Origin of the sequence: Secundilactobacillus similis DSM 23365 = JCM 2765, from assembly GCF_001311075.1 — a bacterium.
GTDB classification, from domain to species: domain Bacteria; phylum Bacillota; class Bacilli; order Lactobacillales; family Lactobacillaceae; genus Secundilactobacillus; species Secundilactobacillus similis.
Genome location: NZ_BBAD01000027.1, coordinates 14,579 through 36,300 on the forward strand (window position 1 = coordinate 14,579; position 21,722 = coordinate 36,300).

The 21,722-nt window shown below is 45.2% G+C and carries 18 protein-coding genes and 3 pseudogenes; 13 read left to right on the top strand and 8 right to left on the bottom strand.

Going from position 1 to position 21,722, the window contains the following annotated elements; all coding sequences use genetic code 11:
• Positions 1–145: 145 nt before the first annotated feature.
• From JCM2765_RS07830 to JCM2765_RS07845, 4 genes and pseudogenes are all read left to right on the top strand, one after another.
• Positions 146–1,308, top strand: a pseudogene (locus JCM2765_RS07830) (betaine/proline/choline family ABC transporter ATP-binding protein).
• The gene (locus JCM2765_RS07835) at positions 1,305–1,934 is read left to right on the top strand and encodes an ABC transporter permease (RefSeq protein WP_054735833.1); all 630 of its coding nucleotides are present in this window, start codon (positions 1,305–1,307) and stop codon (positions 1,932–1,934) included. The pseudogene JCM2765_RS07830 and the gene JCM2765_RS07835 overlap by 4 nt, the downstream one beginning before the upstream one ends.
• A 12-nt stretch (positions 1,935–1,946) precedes the next feature.
• Positions 1,947–2,878, top strand: a pseudogene (locus JCM2765_RS07840) (osmoprotectant ABC transporter substrate-binding protein).
• Complete coding sequence (locus JCM2765_RS07845) at positions 2,878–3,537, top strand: ABC transporter permease (RefSeq protein WP_054735836.1); 660 nt, start codon at positions 2,878–2,880, stop codon at positions 3,535–3,537. Before JCM2765_RS07840 ends, JCM2765_RS07845 begins: the two are co-directional and overlap by 1 nt.
• Before the next feature lie 260 nt (positions 3,538–3,797).
• On the opposite strand, the gene JCM2765_RS07850 is transcribed toward JCM2765_RS07845, so the two are convergent.
• On the bottom strand, positions 3,798–4,118 hold the full coding sequence (locus JCM2765_RS07850) for a thiamine-binding protein (protein ID WP_054735837.1): 321 nt from the start codon (positions 4,116–4,118) through the stop codon (positions 3,798–3,800).
• Between the two features lie 634 nt (positions 4,119–4,752).
• On the opposite strand from JCM2765_RS07850, the gene JCM2765_RS07855 reads away from it, so the two are divergent.
• Positions 4,753–6,033 (top strand): O-acetylhomoserine aminocarboxypropyltransferase/cysteine synthase family protein, encoded by a 1,281-nt coding sequence (locus JCM2765_RS07855; protein WP_054735839.1) that lies wholly within the window; start codon positions 4,753–4,755, stop codon positions 6,031–6,033.
• A gap of 532 nt (positions 6,034–6,565) precedes the next feature.
• On the opposite strand, the gene JCM2765_RS07860 is transcribed toward JCM2765_RS07855, so the two are convergent.
• Positions 6,566–7,450 carry an AraC family transcriptional regulator gene (locus JCM2765_RS07860; RefSeq protein WP_225352029.1) on the bottom strand — a complete coding sequence of 295 codons (885 nt, stop codon included), beginning with the start codon at positions 7,448–7,450 and terminating at the stop codon, positions 6,566–6,568.
• Positions 7,451–7,987: 537 nt separating this feature from the next.
• Between JCM2765_RS07860 and JCM2765_RS07865 the strand changes: the two genes are divergently transcribed.
• Complete coding sequence (locus JCM2765_RS07865) at positions 7,988–9,403, top strand: MFS transporter (protein ID WP_054735843.1); 1,416 nt, start codon at positions 7,988–7,990, stop codon at positions 9,401–9,403.
• A 36-nt stretch (positions 9,404–9,439) separates the two neighbouring features.
• A complete protein-coding gene (locus JCM2765_RS07870; protein WP_054735846.1) occupies positions 9,440–11,401 on the top strand; it encodes a glycoside hydrolase family 127 protein in 1,962 nt (653 codons plus the stop codon).
• Positions 11,402–11,497: 96 nt separating this feature from the next.
• Here JCM2765_RS07870 and JCM2765_RS07875 read toward each other — a convergent pair whose 3' ends face one another.
• Both JCM2765_RS07875 and JCM2765_RS18100 read right to left on the bottom strand, forming a co-directional pair.
• Complete coding sequence (locus JCM2765_RS07875) at positions 11,498–12,193, bottom strand: helix-turn-helix domain-containing protein (RefSeq protein ID WP_369404056.1); 696 nt, start codon at positions 12,191–12,193, stop codon at positions 11,498–11,500.
• Positions 12,187–12,387 carry a hypothetical protein gene (locus JCM2765_RS18100; protein WP_225352030.1) on the bottom strand — a complete coding sequence of 67 codons (201 nt, stop codon included), beginning with the start codon at positions 12,385–12,387 and terminating at the stop codon, positions 12,187–12,189. Before JCM2765_RS18100 ends, JCM2765_RS07875 begins: the two co-directional genes overlap by 7 nt.
• A 240-nt stretch (positions 12,388–12,627) precedes the next feature.
• On the opposite strand from JCM2765_RS18100, the gene JCM2765_RS19070 reads away from it, so the two are divergent.
• From JCM2765_RS19070 to JCM2765_RS07900, 6 genes are all read left to right on the top strand, one after another.
• Complete coding sequence (locus tag JCM2765_RS19070) at positions 12,628–13,578, top strand: TIM-barrel domain-containing protein (RefSeq protein WP_369404057.1); 951 nt, start codon at positions 12,628–12,630, stop codon at positions 13,576–13,578.
• A complete protein-coding gene (locus JCM2765_RS19075; protein ID WP_369404058.1) occupies positions 13,563–14,678 on the top strand; it encodes a TIM-barrel domain-containing protein in 1,116 nt (371 codons plus the stop codon). Before JCM2765_RS19070 ends, JCM2765_RS19075 begins: the two co-directional genes overlap by 16 nt.
• A gap of 36 nt (positions 14,679–14,714) precedes the next feature.
• Positions 14,715–14,918: a hypothetical protein gene (locus JCM2765_RS07885; RefSeq protein WP_156301725.1), complete on the top strand. Its 204-nt coding sequence runs from the start codon at positions 14,715–14,717 to the stop codon at positions 14,916–14,918.
• 32 nt (positions 14,919–14,950) lie between these two features.
• The gene (locus tag JCM2765_RS07890; RefSeq protein ID WP_054735849.1) at positions 14,951–16,345 is read left to right on the top strand and encodes an MFS transporter; all 1,395 of its coding nucleotides are present in this window, start codon (positions 14,951–14,953) and stop codon (positions 16,343–16,345) included.
• A gap of 187 nt (positions 16,346–16,532) precedes the next feature.
• The gene (locus JCM2765_RS07895) at positions 16,533–16,826 is read left to right on the top strand and encodes an autorepressor SdpR family transcription factor (protein ID WP_054735850.1); all 294 of its coding nucleotides are present in this window, start codon (positions 16,533–16,535) and stop codon (positions 16,824–16,826) included.
• On the top strand, positions 16,804–17,439 hold the full coding sequence (locus tag JCM2765_RS07900; protein WP_057152329.1) for a DUF1648 domain-containing protein: 636 nt from the start codon (positions 16,804–16,806) through the stop codon (positions 17,437–17,439). The genes JCM2765_RS07895 and JCM2765_RS07900 overlap by 23 nt, the downstream gene beginning before the upstream one ends.
• Before the next feature lie 182 nt (positions 17,440–17,621).
• Here JCM2765_RS07900 and greA read toward each other — a convergent pair whose 3' ends face one another.
• The 4 genes and pseudogenes from greA to JCM2765_RS07920 all read right to left on the bottom strand — a co-directional run bounded on the left by greA (position 17,622) and on the right by JCM2765_RS07920 (position 21,174).
• Entirely contained in the window at positions 17,622–18,089 is a 468-nt protein-coding gene (greA, locus tag JCM2765_RS07905; protein WP_054735855.1) for a transcription elongation factor GreA, read from the bottom strand.
• Between the two features lie 23 nt (positions 18,090–18,112).
• Positions 18,113–18,666: pseudogene (locus tag JCM2765_RS07910) on the bottom strand (cysteine hydrolase family protein).
• A 52-nt stretch (positions 18,667–18,718) separates the two neighbouring features.
• Positions 18,719–19,837: an aminotransferase gene (locus tag JCM2765_RS07915; RefSeq protein ID WP_054735857.1), complete on the bottom strand. Its 1,119-nt coding sequence runs from the start codon at positions 19,835–19,837 to the stop codon at positions 18,719–18,721.
• Between the two features lie 275 nt (positions 19,838–20,112).
• Positions 20,113–21,174 (bottom strand): MFS transporter, encoded by a 1,062-nt coding sequence (locus JCM2765_RS07920; RefSeq protein ID WP_369404059.1) that lies wholly within the window; start codon positions 21,172–21,174, stop codon positions 20,113–20,115.
• Positions 21,175–21,722: the final 548 nt, after the last annotated feature.

The following is a 21,722-nucleotide window of genomic DNA, read 5'->3' on the forward strand; positions in this document are numbered from 1 at the left end:
GATTCTTAATTTTTGCGTGACTGAAAATAGTACGTTACAATTGTATTATACAGTTCTTTTGTATTATACAGTTCTTTTTAGACGTCTGTACAGCAAAGTGAACAACGAGAGGATGGGAGCAATGCAAGAATCGACGTTTTTAACAATGTCACACCTCAATAAAACGTACAGCGGTGGTAAGGTTGCCGTTGACGATTTTAATTTGGAAATTCAAAAAGGGGAGTTCGTGTGTTTTATCGGAACTTCCGGGTCGGGGAAAACGACCACCATGCGAATGATCAACCGGATGCTGCAACAAACGTCTGGGACGATCAAGTTGAACGGTAAGGATATCAGTGAAATGGATCCCGTTCAACTGCGGCGCAAAATCGGCTACGTGATTCAAAATATCGGGCTGATGCCACACATGACGATTCGCCAAAATATCACCATCGTGCCACGCTTATTGAAGTGGTCACAAGAAAAGATGGACGAACGGGCTAAGGAAATGATCAAGCTCGTTGAATTACCCGAAGAATTCTTAGACCGGTACCCGTCAGAACTATCTGGTGGGCAACAGCAACGAATCGGCGTGGTCCGGGCATTAGCTGCGGATCAAGATTTGATCCTCATGGATGAACCCTACGGTGCGTTGGATCCAATTACGCGGGAATCACTACAGGATTTGATCAAAGACCTGCAGATGCGGCTTGGTAAAACCGTGGTCTTTGTGACCCACGATATGGACGAAGCGTTGACGTTAGCGACTCGTATCGTGGTTATGGATGCCGGCAAGATCATTCAAATTGCGACACCGGACGAAATTTTGCGGCACCCGGCCAATGAATTTGTCGAGAACTTGATTGGGAAAGACCGCTTGATCCAAGCGCGGCCAAGTATCACAACCGTTGGTCAAGTCATGTTGAAGAACGTGGCGTCGATCACGCCCGACAAGTTATTGAAGGAAGCCCTCAAAATGATGCATGATCGGCGAGTCGATTCACTGCTGGTCACGGATGAAGGCGGCAGTCTCAAGGGCTACCTCGACATCGAAGATATTGACTACAATTTCAAAACGGCGACTAGTGTGGGTGACGTCATGCATAGTGACGTGTTCTACGTGTCGTCTGACTCCCTCATTCGAGATACCGTTGAACGGATTTTGAAGCGGGGCTTTAAAAACGTGCCAGTGGTCGATCGAGATAAGCACTTGGTCGGCATCGTGACCCGGGCGGCCTTGGTTGATATCGTGTACGACGCCTCTGGGGTGAGGATGATAAAGCTGATGAGAGTGAGGTTGCCCAAGCGCAAGGTGGTGAGGCCAAATGATGCACTTTTTTGCAACCTATGGCTGGCAATTAGTTGGAAAAACCTGGCAACACCTGTACATTTCAGCCATTGCGTTAGGCTTAGGGATCATCGTGGCCGTACCGCTGGGCGTTTTGCTTACGCGGACTAAAAAAGTGGCTAACGTGGTGGTCTCAATCGCCAGTATGCTCCAGACGATTCCCGCATTGGCGCTGTTAGCGTTCATGATTCCGATTTTCGGGATCGGGGCCTTACCCGCCATCGTTGCCCTGTTTATCTATTCATTACTGCCCATTTTACGAAATACCTACCTGGGCATGGACGACGTTGATCCAACGTTGAAAGATGCCGCAAAGGGCATGGGGATGACCAGTTGGCAGTCGATCTTTAAGGTCGAATTACCACTGGCCGCACCCGTAATTATGTCCGGCGTGCGGTTATCAGCCACCTACGTCATTGCGTGGGCGGCGTTAGCATCCTACATTGGGGCCGGCGGATTAGGGGATTTTATCTTCAATGGGTTAAACCTCTATCGGACGGACTTAATTTTAGGTGGGTCAATTCCAGTGATCCTTTTGGCGCTGATCGTTGACTGGTTATTAGGTAAGCTGGAAACAGCGTTGACGCCGAAAACCACTCAGGCGTAAGGGGGGCTGAACATGACAAAATTTAAACGGTGGTGCGTTACGGCGGCACTTGCACTGGTTAGTGTCATTGGGTTAGCCGGTTGCGGTTTTCCGGGACTATCAGGCTCTTCAAGTGATACGGTGCGGATTGCGTCACAAAACACGACGGAACAACAAATCATGGCGTATATGCTACAGGATATGATCGAGCACGATTCAAATTTGCACACCACGATCATCAATAACTTGGGTTCCGGGACGGTTAGTTTTAACGCGTTGAAGAACAACCAAGCTGATATTTCGTCGATTCGCTTCGTTGGGACCGATTTGACGACCATTATGGGTAAAAAAGCCGATCGGAATCAAAAGCGAGCGGAAAAGACGGTGCGCGAAGGCTTTAAGAAGGACTATCACATGACGTATTTCCCATCATACGGGTTTGCTGACACCTACGTGTTCATGGTGACGCAGCAGACTGCTAAGAAGTATGGTTGAATAACGTCAGTGACATGAAGAAGGTCGCCGGTAACATGTCCGTTGGGATCGACCAGATTTGGTTGAACCGAAAGGGCGATGGCTACGATGGCTTCCAGAAGGCTTACGGCTACAAATTCGGCGAAGTTCATCCGATGCAAATTGGGTTAGTTTACGATGCGGTAGCGGCCAACAAGATGGACGCCGTTCTCGGGTACTCGACCGATGGCCGGATCAACAGCTACGATTTGAAACTGCTGAAGGATGACAAGCACTTCTTCCCACCATACGATGCAAGTGCGGTGGCGACGGATGCGATTTTGAAGAAGCACCCACAATTAAAGCCAATCATTTCGAAGTTAAACGGCAAGATCAGTTTGAAGACGATGCAAGAACTGAACTACAAGGTGGATAACAACCTCGAGGAACCAGAAGTGGTGGCCAAACAGTTCTTGGAACAACACAACTACTTTGAAGGGAGTGCTGACTAATGGTCCACATGAACCTCTTTGAACAGCTAATGTACTACTATCAACATAACGGCCTGTACGTACTGTCACAGTTTAGCCGGCACTTCTTGATTTCAGTGTATGGTGTGCTGTTGGCAGCCATTGTGGGGATTCCGATTGGGATCTTCATTGCCCACCACAGCAAGCTGAGCGGGACCGTGATCGGAATTGCCAACGTGATTCAAACTATCCCATCACTGGCGATGTTGTCGATCATTATGATTGGCCTAGGTTTAGGCGTGAACACTGTGATTGTAACGGTGTTCCTGTACGCGCTGTTGCCGATTATTAAAAATACCGACACAGGCATGCGCAACGTTGACCCCAGCATCCTTGATTCAGGCAAGGGAATGGGGATGACGCGCCTGCAGTTACTTAGATTAGTGGAAATTCCACTATCGTTGTCCGTCATTATGGCGGGGCTCCGAAATGCCTTAGTCTTGGCGATTGGGATCACCGCTATCGGGACCTTCGTTGGTGCTGGTGGTCTTGGGGATATCATTATCCGTGGGACTAACGCGACTAACGGGAGTGCCATCATTCTCGCCGGTGCGTTGCCAACGGCGTTGATGGCGATTATCCTGGACGTAGTCTTGGCTTGGGTCGAGAAGCGAGTGGATCCAGCTAAGGGTGCGAACTAGAGAGCGTGACAAAACTCGTTTAGGTCCCAGAATATAAGCAGAAATAACCGTAGATTCCTGGTTTTGGAATCTACGGTTATTTCTGCTTATATGGCCGGGACCTGAGTTTTGGCGCGCGCCCCAGCGGAGCTTGGAAGCCTATTTGGCGTTTAGGCTAGGTAATAGTCTTGAAATCGAGTGGAATTTTTAACAAATTTTGAGTTAAGAAATTAGTTCGATGTTTGTCAATATAGATTTTTTCCAGTCATAATTTTGATTGATTACTTAGCTTGTTGTTCGTTATGCGCGCGGTATTTCCCTAATTTTTCGTCAGTCGTCAAAATGTGTTCTTCTGGCGCATACGATAGCTTGATGTAGCTACTGATCTTTGGCGCGCCGCTTTCAGTAACTTGCGTTTGGATCCGGTGAAGTAGTTTGATCAAATCATCTAAGTCGCCTTCAACCGTTGTTTCAAACGCGCCAACTTCGTATGAAAGTCCGCTGGCATCGATTTCCGCGATTGCCACGTCCACTAATCGGAGTAGCTCCTTGGTTGAGTCTGCTTCAGGTAGAACTTGAATTGCCATTGCTGCATTTGCCATGTGAATCGCTCCCCTGCTTTTTTGTTGATTATAGCACGAAAGGTTATTGGGGAGATAGCCGCGGCACGTGTTACGATCGAAGTGAATGATTAATTTGAATCGAAAATGAATTATTTCTAAGAAAGCGGATCTGTTGGTAACCCAAATTTGCAATTAATACACCAAATTTAAAAAAAAGTTCAAAAAAAATTAAAAGCTCATAAATGCTGAATTATCAGTACTTTAGGCCTGCCGAATAACATCAATTTTACTCAAATTACAAAACACCTGTTGACAGACCCCCGAATTATGATTATATTAAATGGCAATTAGATTATGAAATTCGGATGGGAATAGTACCTGAGGATGACATCACACAGCGACCTGTAGATAGTGCGAGGCAGGAGATCGTCGAATCAGAGAATGAGCCCAGATTGAAGGTTGGCTGTTCACGCAACTGACCCGCAAGGATGCGTTACGATCCCAGACATCAACAGGTGTCGTTGAGGCAAGTCATGCGAATGATTTGCAAAGATGGGTGGTAACACGAAGCGTTCGTCCCATACTAGCTTATATGCTGGTATGGGGTGAACGCTTTTTTCGATTTCTAACCTAAAAACTAAATGATGATTTTAAATTAAAGGAGATCTTTATTATGACTGAAAACAACGAATTACATTTTGAAACGAAACAAGTCCATGCGGGTCAAGTTGTCGATGAAACTGGTTCACGGGCAGTGCCAATTTACCAAACGACTTCATACGTCTTCAAGGACGCCGCTCAAGCTGCTGGCCGGTTTGCTTTAACGGATGCCGGTAACATTTACACCCGTTTGACGAACCCAACTACCGATGTTTTGGAAAAGCGGGTTGCCGCTCTTGAAAATGGGACTGCCGGCGTTGCTTTAGCAACCGGTGCCGCTGCCGTTACCGCCGCTGTTCAAAACGTGGCCAACGCTGGTGACAACATCGTATCTGCCAGCACCCTTTACGGTGGGACTTACGACTTATTCAGCGTTACCTTACCAAAGTTAGGCATTACCACTACGTTCGTTGATCCAGACGACCCTGAAAACTTCGCCAAGGCCATCGACGAAAACACCAAGGCACTTTACATCGAAACCATTGGGAACCCTGGGATTAACATCATTGACATCGAAGCCGTTGCTAAGATTGCCCATGATAACGGCATTATCTTAATTGCTGATAACACCTTTGGCACCCCATACCTGATCCAACCACTTGATCACGGTGTTGACGTGGTTGTTCACTCAGCAACGAAGTTCATCGGCGGTCACGGGACCTCAATGGGTGGTGTCATCGTTGAAAACGGCAAGTTCGATTACGCCGCTTCTGGCAAATACCCAGACTTCACCACACCAGATGCTACTTACAACGGCATCGTTTGGAACGACATTAACCCAGCTGCCTTTACCACAAAGGTTCGGGCCCAAACATTACGTGATACTGGTGCTGCTATCAGCCCATTCAACTCATTCTTGTTGATTCAAGGTCTTGAATCATTATCACTTCGGGTTGAACGCCACGTGGCTAACACCCAAAAGATCACTGAATTCTTGAACAACCATCCAAAGGTGGCTTGGGTCAACTACCCATCATTGAAGGACAGCAAGTACCATGATTTAGCTGCCAAGTACTTCCCAAAGGGCACTGGTTCAATCTTCACCTTGGGCTTAAAGGGCGGCGAAAAAGCCGGCAAGCAATTAACTGAAAAGACGGAATTGTTCTCACTGTTGGCCAACGTTGGTGATGCTAAGTCATTGATCATTCACCCAGCATCAACCACTCACGCCCAATTGAACGACGAACAATTGAAGGAAACGGGCATTACCCCAGATTTGATCCGGATCTCAGTTGGGATTGAAAATGCTGATGATTTGATTGCTGATTTGAGTCAAGCGTTGGATCAAATCTAGAGTGCGGAGAGAAGCGGTTAAAGGGCGGCGTGTAAGGCGACTCGGGTGAAAGCCTGGGTTTGGGCTTTTACCCGAGTCGCCTTACACATAGCCCTTTGCTTCTCGGAGCACGTTTCGGCGCGGTTGCCAGAACGAACTACCGTAACCAATCTCACAAATGGATTGTTAAGCGCAAAGCCTAATCCAAGTGGCGCCGAAATCAAAGTAGTAGCCATGCACGTCGTCAGTACCACTCAAAGTAACGCAACGTGTCGTATAAAATAGTAATTTAGCACCACCCAAGTCAACACAACAAGGACCAACCAGTCCCCCAACGGCCTGTTATCCAAGTTCTGATCCACCAGTCCCCACGTCCACCAACCCTAGGCACTGACCTTGACTAGGCTTGATCGATGTGACGACCGTTAATGAAGTGCAACTTTCTCGAACTAAAGTCTCAACATAAGAAGTAACTCCTAAAATAGATAGTGAATTCATCCAAAAATAGAACCGAATCTCTGCGTAAATGCGAAGATTTGGTTCTATTTTTATTCTAATCAGCGTTACCATTCCCTGGAATATGGTCAATAGAGTCTGATAATTGCTTTGGTAGTGGAATCTGTGGATCAATGTGTGGATTATTGAGATGAATAATGTTGTAGGTGTTGCGGTACTGAGTAGGTGATAGGCCCATTTCCTTTTTAAAATGGCGCATGAAGTTCTTAGGGTCGTTGAAGTAGGAACTCTGAGCAATTTCATTAATGGAAAGCTCAGTTCGAATGAGAAGCAGGGTGGCGACTTCAATTTTGAGATGATTAAGATACTGTAGGGTTGTGATACCCTCGTATTTCTTGAAAAGACGCGTGAGGTAATCGACGTTGAGATGAACCTGTTCGGCGATGGCTTCGACGGTTAAATCACTGGACATATTAGCGCGAATCCATTCTTTGAGATAGTTGATCCGGTCGTTAGCGTCATCAGGATTGTGTTGAGCAATATAGGATTTAAATAATTCAATCAGTAAAGCGGACGTTAAGAAGTCGCGTTCTTCAACGTACGAAAGTTCACTATGAAGCGAGAGAATCTGATGAATGAGGACGGTGACTTGTTCGTAGTCGTGAAGGTGGAATAGTGACGGTAAGATAATTTCTTTATCATCACCAGTTTTCGTGATAAACGAACTGACAGTTTCGTTTTCGTTAGCTGAAAAATCACTGAGTGGGTCTTGAGAGAAGAAGTGCAACCAGTAGAAATCAACGTTTTCACTAGGAGAACAACCGTAAAAACGGGTGTAAGGCGGAATTAAAAGGACGTCGTGGGGGCCAACGGTGATTGTTTCATCGTTAACTTGGAGATGGACTTTGCCGGTTAATCCGAGAATGAGTTCATAGTCACCCTTATGATACATAGGTTTATGAATCCACTCTGATTTGCTCATAAATTCACCACCTTTGTAATATAAGACGGGCTTATTTAAGTTGAATGAAAAGAATTGCATGTAACTCCCCTCCAATTGATGTACGGAAATTGACACCAAATATACGAAAAATGAAAAGACTAAAAAGTCGGAAATGACTACCTAATATATAATTTCGTGTACATAGCTTGAATTTAAGCTAAAAAAGTCGGAAATGATAACCTATTACCATATTATAGACCTTACCTGAAGACTTGAAAATAGTTAATATGTAAGCGTATTCAAAATATTGGTAAGAAAGGAGAACTTCAAATGAAACTGTTTGGGAAATTATTTGCAAGTCAGTCGATTATTTCTTGGATTCTGCAATTACTATTTATCACGTTGCTTGGAAGGTTGCCGATCATACGATTCCCAATAATTTAACCACAATTATTGGTGGGACAGTTCTCATGTTAGTGATTTACATCAGTCTGGCTTTTGACAGTAAGAAGCGCATTTCGAACAAATAAGTGCCAACTGTTAGTTGACCATGGTTTATGAATGGAGGTTTTTTCAATGAGTGCGAATAACACAGATCATAACGTTGCTGCGGCGCAAGCTATGCTTGCAAGTGACAAATTACCGTTTCACAGAAAGTTAACGTATGGGTTCACAGATATGGCGGGGAATCTGCTGTATACCCTGATTGGCTCATACATGTTGTACTTCTTCACTAACGTCTTCGGTTTGGATGTTGGGACTGCCGGGGCTTTGCTGTTACTGGGGCGGTTCATTGATGCATTAGGTGCTCCAGTCATGGGTGTGTTGGTTGACCACACGCACAGTAAGTACGGAAAGAACCGGCCTTGGTTTTTGTGGATGGCATTACCATTCACCATCTCCGTTTGGTTACTGTTTACGACGCCATCACTCAGTAGTACGGCTAAAATTATCTATGCCGGGGCAATGTACATCATTGCTGAATTAACCTACACGGCGTTATCAACACCAATTACGTCCGTTTTGCCTAACTTATCAGCTAACTCTGACGAACGGACCTCTGCTAACTCAATTCGGATGGTCCTAGGGAATGTTGGGAACTTCTTTGCCGTTACGTTCGTTATGCCATTAGCCTCAGCCTTGGGACATGGTAATGAACAGCGTGGGTGGTCGTTAGCCGTTGGGGTATACGCCATTATCGGGTTCATTATCCTGATGATTGCGTTCTTAGATATGCGTGAAAAGAACATTGGCGAAGAAAAAATCATCACGATTCGCGAAAGTGTGAAGGCAACTAAGAATAACTGGCCATGGGTCTTGATTGTATTGGCTAACCTGCTATTATGGACAGCATACTCTGCTCGTAACGCGGCATTACCGTATTACTTCCAGTATAATTTGAGTGACAAAGGGTTAATCTCCGTCTTCAATGGTTTCTCAATCATTCAAATTATCGGGATGGCGTCAGTGCCATTTGTTGTTAAATACCTTCACAAGTGGGGAACTACGATCTTGATGTTAGGCATGACGATGGTTGGTCAAGTTTGGATTGGCATGGCCGGAACTAACGTTACCTCTGGCCTAATTGGTTGGTGCTTAGCATGTATTGGGTCTGGTTCTGCAATGACCATGTTCTTTTCAATGGTTGGTGACACTGTTGACTTCGGTGAATGGAAGAACGGCATTCGGGCTAATGGTTTCTTAACTGCCATGGGTGCTTCCTTCTGTATTCAAATGGGTTCAGGGATTGGGTCATTTATTGCTGCCAGGATCTTAGCTAGCTTCGGCTTTACTGCTGCTAAAGCTACTCAAACAGGTTCTAGCCTTTCTGCAATTAGCTTTACCTTTATCTGGGTTCCTGTTATCATCTACGCTTTGAGTGCTGTTTGCATGGTATTCTACCGCAAGTGGGAAAAACACGAACCAATTGTAACTGAAGAATTAGCTGAACGTCGCGCTGAAGAAGAGAACGCAACTGCAACAACTAATTAAAAATAAAGTGTAATTTGATCGGAGGAGAATGAGATCATGGTTGAACCAGAATTAAAACGCGTTACGGTGACATCTGATTTTTGGAAACGATATCAGGAACTTGTTGTTTCTGAGGTATTACCTTATCAGTGGGCTGTAATGAATGATGAGGCCGACATTAACATGTCAAAGGATCCTCAAAAGATTGAAGGTGCTGATAAAAATAGTCACGCAGTGGCCAATTTAAAAATTGCGGCGGGACAAATGGAAGGTCATCACTACGGTTTTCCATTCCAAGATACGGACGTTTATAAGTGGCTTGAAGCGGCTGCGTATTCATTTTCGTACCATCCTAATCCAGAATTAAAAACGATTACGGATAACTTGATTGATCTGATTGCGGATGCTCAAGACGATGATGGTTATTTGTCAACTTACTTTCAAATTGATGCACCAGAGCGTAAATTCAAACGACTTCAACAGTCACACGAACTTTACACGATGGGGCACTACATCGAAGCTGGAGTGGCCTATCATGACGCAACTGGCAACGAAAAAGCGTTAGAGATCGCCAAACGAATGGCTGATTGTATTGTTCGGAATTTCGGTACCGAAGATGACCAAATTGATGGCTACGATGGTCATCCGGAAATTGAACTAGCCCTATCGCGGTTATATGAAGCAACTCACGAGAAAAAGTATCTTGATGAGGCGCACTATTTCTTGCAAGTTCGAGGAACGAAACCTGGTTTCTTTGAAAAACAAAATGAAGCGGATGGCTTAGAACGCGATATCATTCCGGGAATGCGTGAAGCGGGAGAACGGTATTATTTAGACGCTCAACCAATCGCAGATCAAGAAACGGCAGATGGCCACGCAGTTCGAGTCGTGTACCTTTGTACCGGGATGGCTTATGTTGCACGTTTGACGGGTGATGAAACATTACTGGAAGCTTGTCATCGTTTCTGGAAGGATATTGTTAAACGTCGGATGTATGTGACTGGTAACGTGGGTTCAACGACTACTGGTGAGGCATTTACGTACGATTATGATCTACCAAATGATACGATGTATGGTGAAACCTGTGCATCGGTTGGGATGACTTTCTTTGCCCGTCAAATGTCACTATTGGAAACAAACAGTGAATATGCAGACGTGATCGAAAAAGAATTATTTAACGGTGCGTTATCAGGAATGGCCTTGGATGGGAAGCACTTCTTCTATGTGAATCCACTCGAAGCCGATCCAAAGGCATCGACCTTTAACCCTGGAAAGTCTCATGTGTTAACACACCGGGCCGACTGGTTTGGTTGCGCCTGTTGTCCGGCCAACTTGGCACGCTTGATTACCTCACTGGATCAATACATTTATGATGTTAAGCCTGGTGAAGTGTTGAGTAATCAGTTCATTTCCAACGACGCGGAATTCGCTAATGGTCTTTCGATTAAGCAAACTAGTAATTTCCCTTGGGAGGGTAACATTCATTTTGACATCACGAATGCGACCGGTGAAACAACGCAGTTGGGTATCCGGTTACCTAATTGGTCAAAATCAAACTATAGCGTAACGGTGAACGGAACTGCAACTCAACTCGAAGCCAAGAATGGGTACCTCTACGTGCCAATCGCGCAAGCGTCAACGACAATTGATATTGTGCTAGATATGAACACGAAGTTTATGCGAGCTAGCAACCGGGTTAGTGCTGACTTTGGGAAGTACGCTGTTCAACGCGGACCAATCGTATTTTGTGCTGAAGAGACCGATAATGACGCATCATTATGGCAGTATGAAGTGTCACCAAAGAGTGAGACGCACTACAGTTTCCAGCCCAACTTACTTGAAGGGGTTGGCACGATTACGGTTAATGCAAAGTTACCGCAAGAAGATGAAGATGGCGTTGATCTTTACACAGAAGCAACTGCTGAACAACTTCGGGACGCTAAGTTGAAACTAGTCCCATATTATGCATGGGCCAACCGTGAAGATGGTGCAATGCAGGTTTGGTTAAATAAAGAATAGTTATGTGAGTTAAACCTGATTTGTTTCTGGGTTTAAGTAAAAATCGACCTTATTCCCAGTAAAGTTAGGGAATAAGGTCGATTTTTGTAGTGATGTTTAGTGACGTTTTGGTTTAGGAATCGTTGGGTCCACTTCAATGTTGTTCAGGTAGGTTTTGGAGTATGAATTTCGGAATTTAGTGGGTGTTAACGAGGTTGTTTGTTTAAAGACGCGTAGGAAGTACTTTTCGTTACTGAAACTGAGGTCAAACGCAATTTCTTTAACCGATTTATTGGTTGTGAGGAGTAGTTCCTGTGCTTGTTTGATCTTAACCGCATTGATGAAGTGAATCGTGGTCACACCCTCATATTCGTTGAAAAGCTGAGTTAAGTAAACCGGGGTCATCTGAAATTCAGCGGCAACTTGCGCAACGGTTAGCTTTTCGTGACTGTGGATGCGAATCCAGTTTTTAATCAGTTCAAACCGACTAGATGACTTATGGGGGTCTTGGATTGTTCCAATAAACTGGTGAGATAACTCAATTAAAATACTTGAAATAAAGTAGTTTGAGGTTAGTTGAGAGACACTTTCATCATTAGCGCTATCCAGTAACTGCCGCACTAAAATAGCTAATCGTTCGAAGTTGGTGACGTTGAATAACTGAGGCATTTCAATTTCAGCGGGTTTTCCGGCAAGGTTGACATTATACGATGTTGTCACTGTGCCACTTGGAAAGAAGTGCATCCAGTAGTAAACGGTGCCGTCTGGTGAGTCTCGGTAGCCAACGTGACGAATGTGAGGTGGAATTAGCAAACAGTCGTTTTTATGAAGCGAGTAGTCGTCACTTCCGATTCGAATGTAGCTGCCCCTGATAGCATAATAAATAATTCGTAATCACCATCATTGACGATATTTTTATGCCGCCAACCTTGATTAGCAAAGTACTGACCAGCCTTAAAAAAGTGCACGGGTTCATAGAGTAAAAATTTGTATACTTTTTTATTCAAAATAGAGACCTCCACTTTTGATATGTATACCATTGTCTTAATTTTATTAGTTTTAAGTAGGGGTGTAAAGCTTTATTATTAATAACTGTAAGCGCTTGCTGATTAACGGCAATTATACTTATAATTGCGTGGTATCAATGTTTATATCAGATTCAATCAACTCATACTCGTAGTAATTGACATTATCATATAAATTAAATTACTTAGTAACTATAGGTGCATAAAAAAGGAGTCAGTGCAATGATTTATGAAGATAATAATTGTCTGTACCTCAGAAATGGAAATGAACTTTTAGAGGTCAAACCCTGGGGGCAAAATAGTTTTCGGGTGAGAAGTACTAAATACGCAACGTACACCGATGATAACCATGCGTTAAGTGAACCAGTTTCGGCGTATCAAGCAGTAGTTGCTGTTAATGAAGGGCAGCGTCAAGGAACAATCACCAATGGTAAGCTGACCGCTAAAATTGATGCGTTCAAGAACCTTAGTTTCTATAATCAAAACGGGGATCTGCTTTTAAAGGGCTATCAACGTAATCGGGTTGATGACATGTCAGCCGGAAGCAATCAGGATAAGATCAACCACTTTAACAGTGCGTTGAACATTGATTCGCGTGAATTTAAAACGCTTACGGGTGGTGATTTTGAACTGAAAGTCCGGTTTGAATCGGATCCGAATGAGAAGTTGTTTGGGATGGGACAGTATCAACAAGATTTCTTGAATCTCAAGAATGCCAAGTTGGAACTGGCTCACCGGAATTCACAGGCTAGTGTGCCATTTGTGCTTTCAAGCAAGGGGTACGGGATGCTTTGGAATAATCCTGCCATTGGGGACGTTAACTTTGCGAAAAATCTGACAGAGTGGCATGCATTATCGACCAAAGAATTGGATTACTGGGTGACCTGCGGCGATCAACCAAGTGAAATTGAAGAAAACTATGCCAATGTGACTGGCAAGGTACCAATGATGCCAGATTTTGCGATGGGATACTGGCAGTGCAAGTTGCGTTACCGGACCCAAGATGAATTGCTGGAAGCAGCACGTGAATTTAAGCGTCGTCAGTTGCCAATCAGTGTAATCGTGATTGATTACTTCCACTGGCCAAAGTCTGGTGAATTTACGTTTGATAAGACGTACTGGCCAGATCCCGAAAAAATGATCAAGGAACTACATGGATGGGCATCAAACTAATGGTGTCAGTTTGGCCAACGATTGATGAAACCAGTTCACACTACAAGGAAATGCAGGAAAAAGGATACCTCGTTCAAACTGAACGCGGGGTACCAATCACCATGAACTTCCTTGGCAATAACGGATTTGTGGACTTTACCAATCCAGATGCTCAAAACTATATTTGGCAATTATTAAAGCAAAACTATCAGGATAAGGGCGTCGATCTTTTCTGGTTAGACGAAGCAGAACCGGAGTATACCGTTTACGATTTCGATAACTACCGCTACTACAATGGAACCAATCTGCAAGTTGGTAATGCTTATCCAGTTGGTTACTCTAAAGCAATTTACGACGGCCAAAAGGATAGTGGCAAGGAAAACGTTATTAACCTCGTCCGTTGTGCATGGGCAGGGAGCCAAAAGTACGGGGCGTTAGTTTGGTCTGGCGATATTGATTCCAGTTTCCAGTCGTTACGGAATCAACTGGCAATCGGCTTGAACATGGGCATCGCCGGCATTCCTTGGTGGACAACTGATATTGGTGGTTTCCATGGTGGTGTTGATGATGATGATAATTTCCGGGAATTGGTGACACGCTGGTTTGAATTTGCGACTTTCTGTCCTGTTATGCGGATGCATGGGGATCGGGAACCACACACGGTACCACTCAGCCAAGAAGGTGGCGGGAAGATGCCATCTGGTGGCGGTACCGAACCTTGGGCTTATGGTGATCAGGCCTATGGCATCATGAAGAAGTACATGAACTTACGAGAAAACTTGAAGCCGTACATTCGTGAAACAATGGTGGATGCGCATGAAAAAGGGACGCCAGTTATTCGGCCCCTGTTCTATAACTTTAATCGAGATGAGACAGCCTGGACGGTTGAAAACGAGTTCTTGTTTGGCGATTCGATTTTGGTTGCGCCGGTGCTCTACGAAAAGACTGAGCAACGGGATGTTTACTTACCAGCTGGTACGAGTTGGCTCAATGCCCACACTGGGGATGTTGTTCCAGGCGGTCAAACCATTTCAGTTCAAACGCCAATTGAAGAGATTCCGGTTTTCATTCGCCAAGACGCTGCCGAAACCGTGCTACCAGCATTTGACGCTTTAAAATAATTAGCGGTCGCAATCAACTCGATTAAGGAGGGAACAATGATGACTTGGTTATCAAAACACGTTGCCGGGCAGTCGATTCGTTCGTGGGGACTTCAAATTGGCTTGATTTGCATCGCTTGGTTAGTGTCCAACCAGCAACTTGACAGAAATATGTGGACACTTGGACTTGCCGCTGTGTTGACGATTTTGACGTATATGAGCTTGGCTAAAGATGCACAGCAGCGGTCAGATGAGCAATAGAAACGATGTTCAAACGGGGAGGGTTTATTGAAATGAGTTCAAACACAGATCATAATGTTGAAGCGGCTCAGGCGATGTTAGCTAATGATAAATTACCGTTTCACCGAAAATTAACGTACGGTTTTACGGATATGGCAGGGAACCTGCTGTATACACTGGTTGGTTCTTATATGCTTTACTTCTTCACCAACGTATTCGGGTTAGATGTCGGGACCGCCGGGGCGCTGCTCCTGTTAGGCCGATTTATCGATGCATTGGGTGCACCCGTCATGGGGGTCTTGGTTGACCATACCCATAGTAAATACGGGAAGAATCGACCGTGGTTCCTATGGATGGCACTACCGTTCACCATTTCCATCTGGTTACTGTTCACTACACCATCACTCAGTGCCACGATGAAAGTGGTTTATGCTGGTGCAATGTACATTATTGCCGAATTGGCTTACACGGCATTATCAACACCGATCACATCAGTTTTGCCTAACCTATCGGCTAACTCTGATGAACGGACGTCCGCTAACTCGATTCGGATGGTGTTAGGAAACGTTGGGAACTTCTTTGCGGTTACGTTTGTTATGCCACTGGCATCGTTCTTGGGACACGGGAATGACCGTCGTGGTTGGTCATTAGCAGTTGGTCTTTACGCAATCATTGCGTTTATTATCCTAATGATCGCGTTCTTGGATATGCGTGAAAAGAACATTGGTGAAGAAAAAATTATCACGATTCGCGAAAGTTTAAAGGCAACGAAACGTAACTGGCCTTGGGTGTTAATTGTGTTGGCCAACTTGCTACTGTGGACGGCTTACTCAGCCCGGAACGCAGCTTTGCCATATTACTTCCAATATAACTTGAACGACAAAGGGCTAATTTCAGTCTTCAATGGTTTTTCAATCATTCAAATTATCGGGATGGCGTCAGTGCCATTCGTTGTAAAATACCTGCATAAGTGGGGTACTACGATTTTGATGCTTGGCATGACGATGGTTGGTCAAGTATGGATCGGATTTGCTGGGACTAACGTCACTTCTGGTCTTATCGGTTGGTGTCTCGCATGTATCGGTTCTGGGTCAGCCATGACCATGTTCTTCTCCATGGTCGGAGATACGGTTGATTATGGTGAATGGAAGACTGGTATTCGGGCTAATGGCTTCTTAACGGCGATGGGCGCCTCCTTCTGTATCCAAATGGGTTCAGGGATCGGTTCCTTTATTGCAGCTCGAATTCTCGCGGCGTTTGGGTTTACCGCTGCTAAGGCAACCCAATCGGCTGGTAGTTTGTCAGCAATCAACTTTACCTTTATTTGGGTACCTGTTTTAATCTATGCCTTGAGTGCAATTTGCATGGTCTTCTACCGTAAGTGGGAGAAACATGAACCGATTGTGACTGAAGAATTGGCTGAAAAACGGGCAGCGAGTGAAGCCTAAGCTTAAGAGTTAGTAATTGAATAAAAGAAACGGAGATAGCATCGAGAATTCCTAATGCAGGATTCTTGATGCTATTTTTTGTTAAAATCGAAACTATTTAGAAAAATATCTAAATAGTTCGACCACCATTCAGTAAACATGCTATAATCTATTTAGAAAGATATCTAAATAGATTGGCGGTGAGCACATGGCAATGAGTCAAACGTTAAAGGCGATTGCGGATCCGGTTCGACGACAAATTTTGGAACTATTAAAAACCAAACAGTATTCGGCTGGTGAAATCGCTGATCAGTTTGAGCTGACAAACGCAACGGTCTCGTATCATTTGAAGTTACTAAAAAAAGCAAATCTAATCTCTGAACATAAACAGAAAAACTACATTTATTACGAACTAAACGCCAGTGTGTTTGAAGAGGTGCTGACGTGGATCTACGGACTAGGAATCGGGGGCGATCAGGATGATGACCAAAAGAAACGTTAGGGTGTTGATAATCAGTAGTATCGTCATTTTGTTACCAATCATTTACGGGATGATGAATTATGCACAATTACCGGCTGATATGGTGACACACTGGGGTGTGAATAATCAACCGAATGGCTGGATGCCAAAGGCGTGGGCGGTCTATGGCCTACCATTCTTAATGCTGGCCTTACAGTGGTTTATTGTGATCATCTTACGAATCAGTGCTAAGAAAACGGGTGGTGCGCCACGGTTGGAACGATTAGTTCAGTGGCTAATTCCAGTATTAACTGTGGTGCTGTACATCACAACGATTCGGGCAAATTTAGGGTTTGGCGTTGATATTCGTCGGATCGCAGTCGGCCTAGTAGGTGCCATATTTGTATTAATGGGCAACTATTTACCCACGGTGCCAGCTAATGGGAAAACTTGGGGGTACCATCCAACGACGAATCTAAAACCTGAATTACAGGCTAGGGTAAACCGGAGAATGGGGCAGGCAATGGTGATCAGTGGCTTGCTGTGCTTGTTAAGTCTGTTCTTTTCCGAAATTGTGTCGTGGCTGGCAGTGGCAATCGCAATCGTTAGTGTGATTGGCGTCTCAATTTACGGTTTGCGCTTGTCGCGGCGGTAATCAGGTAGTTGTGCACAAGTTGTGGATAAACTGTGGATAAGTATGTTGATAACTTATGATATTTTGTGGATAACGTGTGGATAAGCTGTGTAAAAGAAGTGAATATGATCGATTATAGTTAAACTAAAAATGCTTCGAAAGTCCCAAAAAGGAATTTCGAAGCCATTTTTATTGATGGTTACTCAAAGGGTAACGCGCAGCAGTTTAACCGCGTAACTCCCATTCGGCGAACTAATCGTCACCACATCATTCACAGTATGGTTTAGCAATGCCTTGCCCATCGGTGAAGCAATGGAGATCTTATTATCAGCAATGTCTGCTTCAGGCGTTCCCACGATAGCGAAAGTTTCCTCCGAACCATCGTCTTGAAAGGCCAACGTCACCGTTTTGCCGATTTCAACCACGGCATTATCGTTAGGTTCGATGATTTTTGCGTAACGGAGTTGTTTGTCGAGAAAGCGCAAGCGGCTCTCTAAGTGGCGGAGATCCCGTTTGGCTGCGCTATAATCGGCATTTTCTGATAAATCACCCAGCGCTCGTGCGGCGACTAGCGCAGCGATTTTTGTTGGACGGTCTTGTTTTAGCGCCTCGATTTCGGCTTCAATTTTTTGGTAGCCCTGTTTGGTTACCGGGTTAAAATCTGGTTGCATACCCTCAGTTCTTTCCACAAAAATTAAACGACTTGCGCACCTAACACGTGTTCAAAGTGGCCAAGTGCCCACTCCTGTCCGGCTGGCGTTAACGCGGCGACGGCGTCTTGATGGACGATGACGTTATAGTTCAGGTTGTAGGCATCAACGGCGGTGTGTAGCACACAGATGTCGGTGCAAACCCCAACCAAGTGGAGCGTATTAATATGCCGTTCGCGTAACCGAAGATCCAAGTCGGTCCCGGCAAATGCACTGTAACGCGTTTTGTCATACATGTAAACCTGCGCATCATCTTGGTGTTGCGCGAACCATGCTTTAACTGGCCATAGAATTCCCGGCCCCACGTATTGCGCACGTTGTGGGGTGGGAACAATTTACTTTCTGGATGATAGGGGTCATTGGGCGTGTGCACGTCGGTCGGTAGGATTACCCAGCTGCCATCAGCTGCAAATTGATCAGCCAACGCAATGATCGATGACTCCAGGGCCTGTCCGGCAGCGCCACACGTTAGGGCGCCGTCGTCGTGGACGAAATCGTTTGTATAATCAATAATTAAGAGTGCTTCGTTTGCTGCCATGTTCGAAAACCTCCAAAAGATTAGGATTCTTCGAACGGGGTGTCAAGACGGGTTAGTCAAACTGACGTAAAAATTGGGATAGCCTGTCAAGACCGGTTCGAAGAGTTGTCTCATCAGTACAATACCCTAACCGAAAGTGTCCTGGCAAGTCAAAACGCTCGCCGGGAATCAAGAGGACGCCAGTTTCCTTTAGTAGGCGTAAACAGAATGGTTCCGTTGCTTCCGGAATATCCAGTTTTGGACAGGAGGTTGAGACCGCTTGGGGTAGGACACAAGACACCCGGGGTTCATTGGCGATCCAGTCTTTCAGAATCGCTAAATTGTTCATGACCAACGCTCGGTTACGGGCAAAAATCTGGTCTCGGTGCTGCAGGATGTAAACGGCTAGTCGGTCGTTAAACACGCCGCCGCAAATCATCGTATAGTCGCGGTATTTACGGAACAAGTCACTCACTTCGTCGTTGGCTACCGTCCAACCAATGCGAACGCCGGGGAACGAGTAACTCTTTGAGAGGGAGTTAGTAGCGATGCCGCGGTCGTACAGGTCTACGATCGAGGTGAATTTTTTGGGGTCATCCAATGGTAAATACACTTCGTCCACTAAGACGTATGCGCCCACCGTTTTCGCAACTTCGACAACTTGTGATAAGAAGTCGCGGTCTAAGAGGGTCCCGGTGGGGTTATTGGCGTTATTGAGGCAAATCAGTTTGGTGTTCGGCCGAATCATCGCTTTGAGGTCGTTGATGTCGGGGTACCAGTTATCAGCTTCGTGAATCCGCCACAGGTCAACGTCGGCGCCCAAAGAGCGGGGAATATCGAAGAGTTGTTGGTAGGAAGGATATTCACTGATCACGTGGTCGCCGGGTTCGACTAATGAGAAGAGGGCGAGGTAGTTAGCGCCAGTGGCACCGTTGGTTTGTAGTACCTGAGAAGGTTTGACGTTCGCATAGTGGCTGCTGACCAGTTCTTTAAATTCAGGTGAGCCTTCGATCCAACCGTAGTTCATCTTGGTATCGTTAAGTTGTTTCGCAAATGTGTCCGGTGCGTCACCGGTTAAGTTTAAGAGGTCACTAATGGTCATCGAACTGATCGTACTTTGGGAAATATCGTAAGTTGCCGAGTTTTCCCACTGATTCAACCAGGCTTCGATGCCGAATTCAGCTATTTGCATGAGAGGCTCCTTTGTCGTTAATGAATTGGCTATATTGTATCAAAAATTAGGGTGAAAGGGGAATTTGGTTGATTATCGAAAATCAATAAAACGGTTACGTTGCCAACTCAAGTTAGCAACGCAACCGCTTGATGAAACTAACGCTCAAAGTGATTCGTGAGAGGTGACCTTAATTGGCTTACGCGCATTTAAGCGGTTCAACCAAATCACTAATACCATAGCTACTGCGATATAAACCGCCCCGCCCCAGCCAATCCAGTTCAAGCCAAGGTGCGTCACCACGAGGCGCCGGTAGCTGACCCCAGTGAGATTCCGAAGTTAAAGAAGATCGAGTTTAGCGATGACGCTAACACGATCGACTGCGGATAATCCTGTTCGGCCACCATCAAGAAGTGGAGCTGAATTGGGGAGTTGAGCAGGTACATGGTGATGCCGAGGCAAAATACCACGGCAAGCGCAACCCACTGTAATCCGGTTACCAGTGGCAGAATAAACAGTAAAATTGCTTCGATCGCGTAAACCTTTGGCATGAGTTTTAAGCTCCCATGTTGTGCGATTTGGCCACTCAATTGATTGCTGACGATAGCGGTTAGGCCGTAAATGAACAGCAACAAACTCAACGACTGAGTGGAGAAGTGCAGCAGTGTCGTTAAAGTTGGCCGCAGGTAGGTATAGAAAACGTAAATCCCGCCGGAACCAAAAAACGGTAAGGTGATGGCAACTTGAATTCGGTGATCTTTCAACAGCGCTAATTGATCGCGTAAATTACCGGTTTCTTGCGACATTTTGTGTGGCAAGCTAAAGTACGCCAAGGCTAACGTCAAAAGACTAACAATGGTGATGGCCCAAAATGAATCTCGCCAAGTAAACGTGGTGCTGATCCAGGTCCCGATTGGCACCCCGAAAACGGAGGCGATACTAAAACCGGAAAAGACCCAAGCAATCAGCCATGGTCGCTTGTCCAACGGCGCGATTTGGTTGGCAATCGTGATAGTGAGCGAAATAATGACTCCGGCCACTAGTGCGGTGAGAATCCGTGAAACAGTCAGCCAGAAGAAGGAGCTGGCTAAGCCACTGAAGGTATTGCTCAGAATGAAAATGACCATGAGGACCATCAGCGATTTAAAGTATGAATAGCGGCCCACAAATAGGGTGATGAATGGGGTTGAAATGGCGTAAACGAGGGCGAACACGGTGACCAGATAACCAACACTAGCCACAGGGACGTTGAACTGATGCCCCACGTCGTTGAGAATCCCCACGATAATGAATTCGTTACAGCCTAAGATAAAGGCGATCGCAACGAGGATGATAGCGCGAAATTTAAATGCGTGCATGGTAACTTCCTTTCAGCGAAAGCCAACGATATAACGGTAAGTTGGGGATTTTATAAAGCGCTTTCGCGGAGTTAACTTTAGGATACATTATGGCGGGGATTTGGGGAACCGGTTTCGAGAAATTTTTGAAATTTAGTGTTGCGGGTGATTAGCGTTACTTCATTAATGATTTGGGAAAATGAACCAATTAAAGTTGATAATTGAAAAAGCCCGTTGAGTCTAGGCCAATCGGTAGTGTACAATAAAACAAGTAATTACATAGTAATTATTTTAGAGTAAGGTGAGTTAACCGGTATTGTATGCAGGGTTTTAACTCATGGTTATTGAAAATTTATTTAGGTTTGGTGGGTCATGTTACCTAGCCGAAACGTGCTCCGAGAAGCAGAGAGCTGTGCGTGAGGCACTCGCACCACAAGTCCCAAAAACGGGGGCTTCTGGCACGAGTAACTTACGCTCCGCTTTCTAACCGCTTTACTTCGCACTCTGTACGGAACCGTTGATATTTTTATGGCTGGGTTAATGTTACCTAGCCGAAACGCATCGAGAGC

Bases quoted from the DNA above. Each gene is read 5' to 3' on its own strand.
- JCM2765_RS07845 (WP_054735836.1), top strand. From the start codon at position 2,878: ATGGTCCACATGAACCTCTTTGAACAGCTAATGTACTACTATCAACAT.
- JCM2765_RS19070 (WP_369404057.1), top strand. From the start codon at position 12,628: ATGATTTATGAAGATAATAATTGTCTGTACCTCAGAAATGGAAATGAA.
- JCM2765_RS07835 (WP_054735833.1), top strand. From the start codon at position 1,305: ATGATGCACTTTTTTGCAACCTATGGCTGGCAATTAGTTGGAAAAACC.
- JCM2765_RS07900 (WP_057152329.1), top strand. From the start codon at position 16,804: ATGATGACCAAAAGAAACGTTAGGGTGTTGATAATCAGTAGTATCGTC.
- JCM2765_RS07890 (WP_054735849.1), top strand. From the start codon at position 14,951: ATGAGTTCAAACACAGATCATAATGTTGAAGCGGCTCAGGCGATGTTA.
- JCM2765_RS19075 (WP_369404058.1), top strand. From the start codon at position 13,563: ATGGGCATCAAACTAATGGTGTCAGTTTGGCCAACGATTGATGAAACC.
- JCM2765_RS07870 (WP_054735846.1), top strand. From the start codon at position 9,440: ATGGTTGAACCAGAATTAAAACGCGTTACGGTGACATCTGATTTTTGG.
- JCM2765_RS07850 (WP_054735837.1), bottom strand. From the start codon at position 4,118: ATGGCAAATGCAGCAATGGCAATTCAAGTTCTACCTGAAGCAGACTCA.
- JCM2765_RS07860 (WP_225352029.1), bottom strand. From the start codon at position 7,450: ATGAGCAAATCAGAGTGGATTCATAAACCTATGTATCATAAGGGTGAC.
- greA (WP_054735855.1), bottom strand. From the start codon at position 18,089: ATGCAACCAGATTTTAACCCGGTAACCAAACAGGGCTACCAAAAAATT.
- JCM2765_RS07865 (WP_054735843.1), top strand. From the start codon at position 7,988: ATGAGTGCGAATAACACAGATCATAACGTTGCTGCGGCGCAAGCTATG.
- JCM2765_RS07895 (WP_054735850.1), top strand. From the start codon at position 16,533: ATGGCAATGAGTCAAACGTTAAAGGCGATTGCGGATCCGGTTCGACGA.
- JCM2765_RS07920 (WP_369404059.1), bottom strand. From the start codon at position 21,174: ATGCACGCATTTAAATTTCGCGCTATCATCCTCGTTGCGATCGCCTTT.
- JCM2765_RS07915 (WP_054735857.1), bottom strand. From the start codon at position 19,837: ATGCAAATAGCTGAATTCGGCATCGAAGCCTGGTTGAATCAGTGGGAA.
- JCM2765_RS07885 (WP_156301725.1), top strand. From the start codon at position 14,715: ATGATGACTTGGTTATCAAAACACGTTGCCGGGCAGTCGATTCGTTCG.
- JCM2765_RS07855 (WP_054735839.1), top strand. From the start codon at position 4,753: ATGACTGAAAACAACGAATTACATTTTGAAACGAAACAAGTCCATGCG.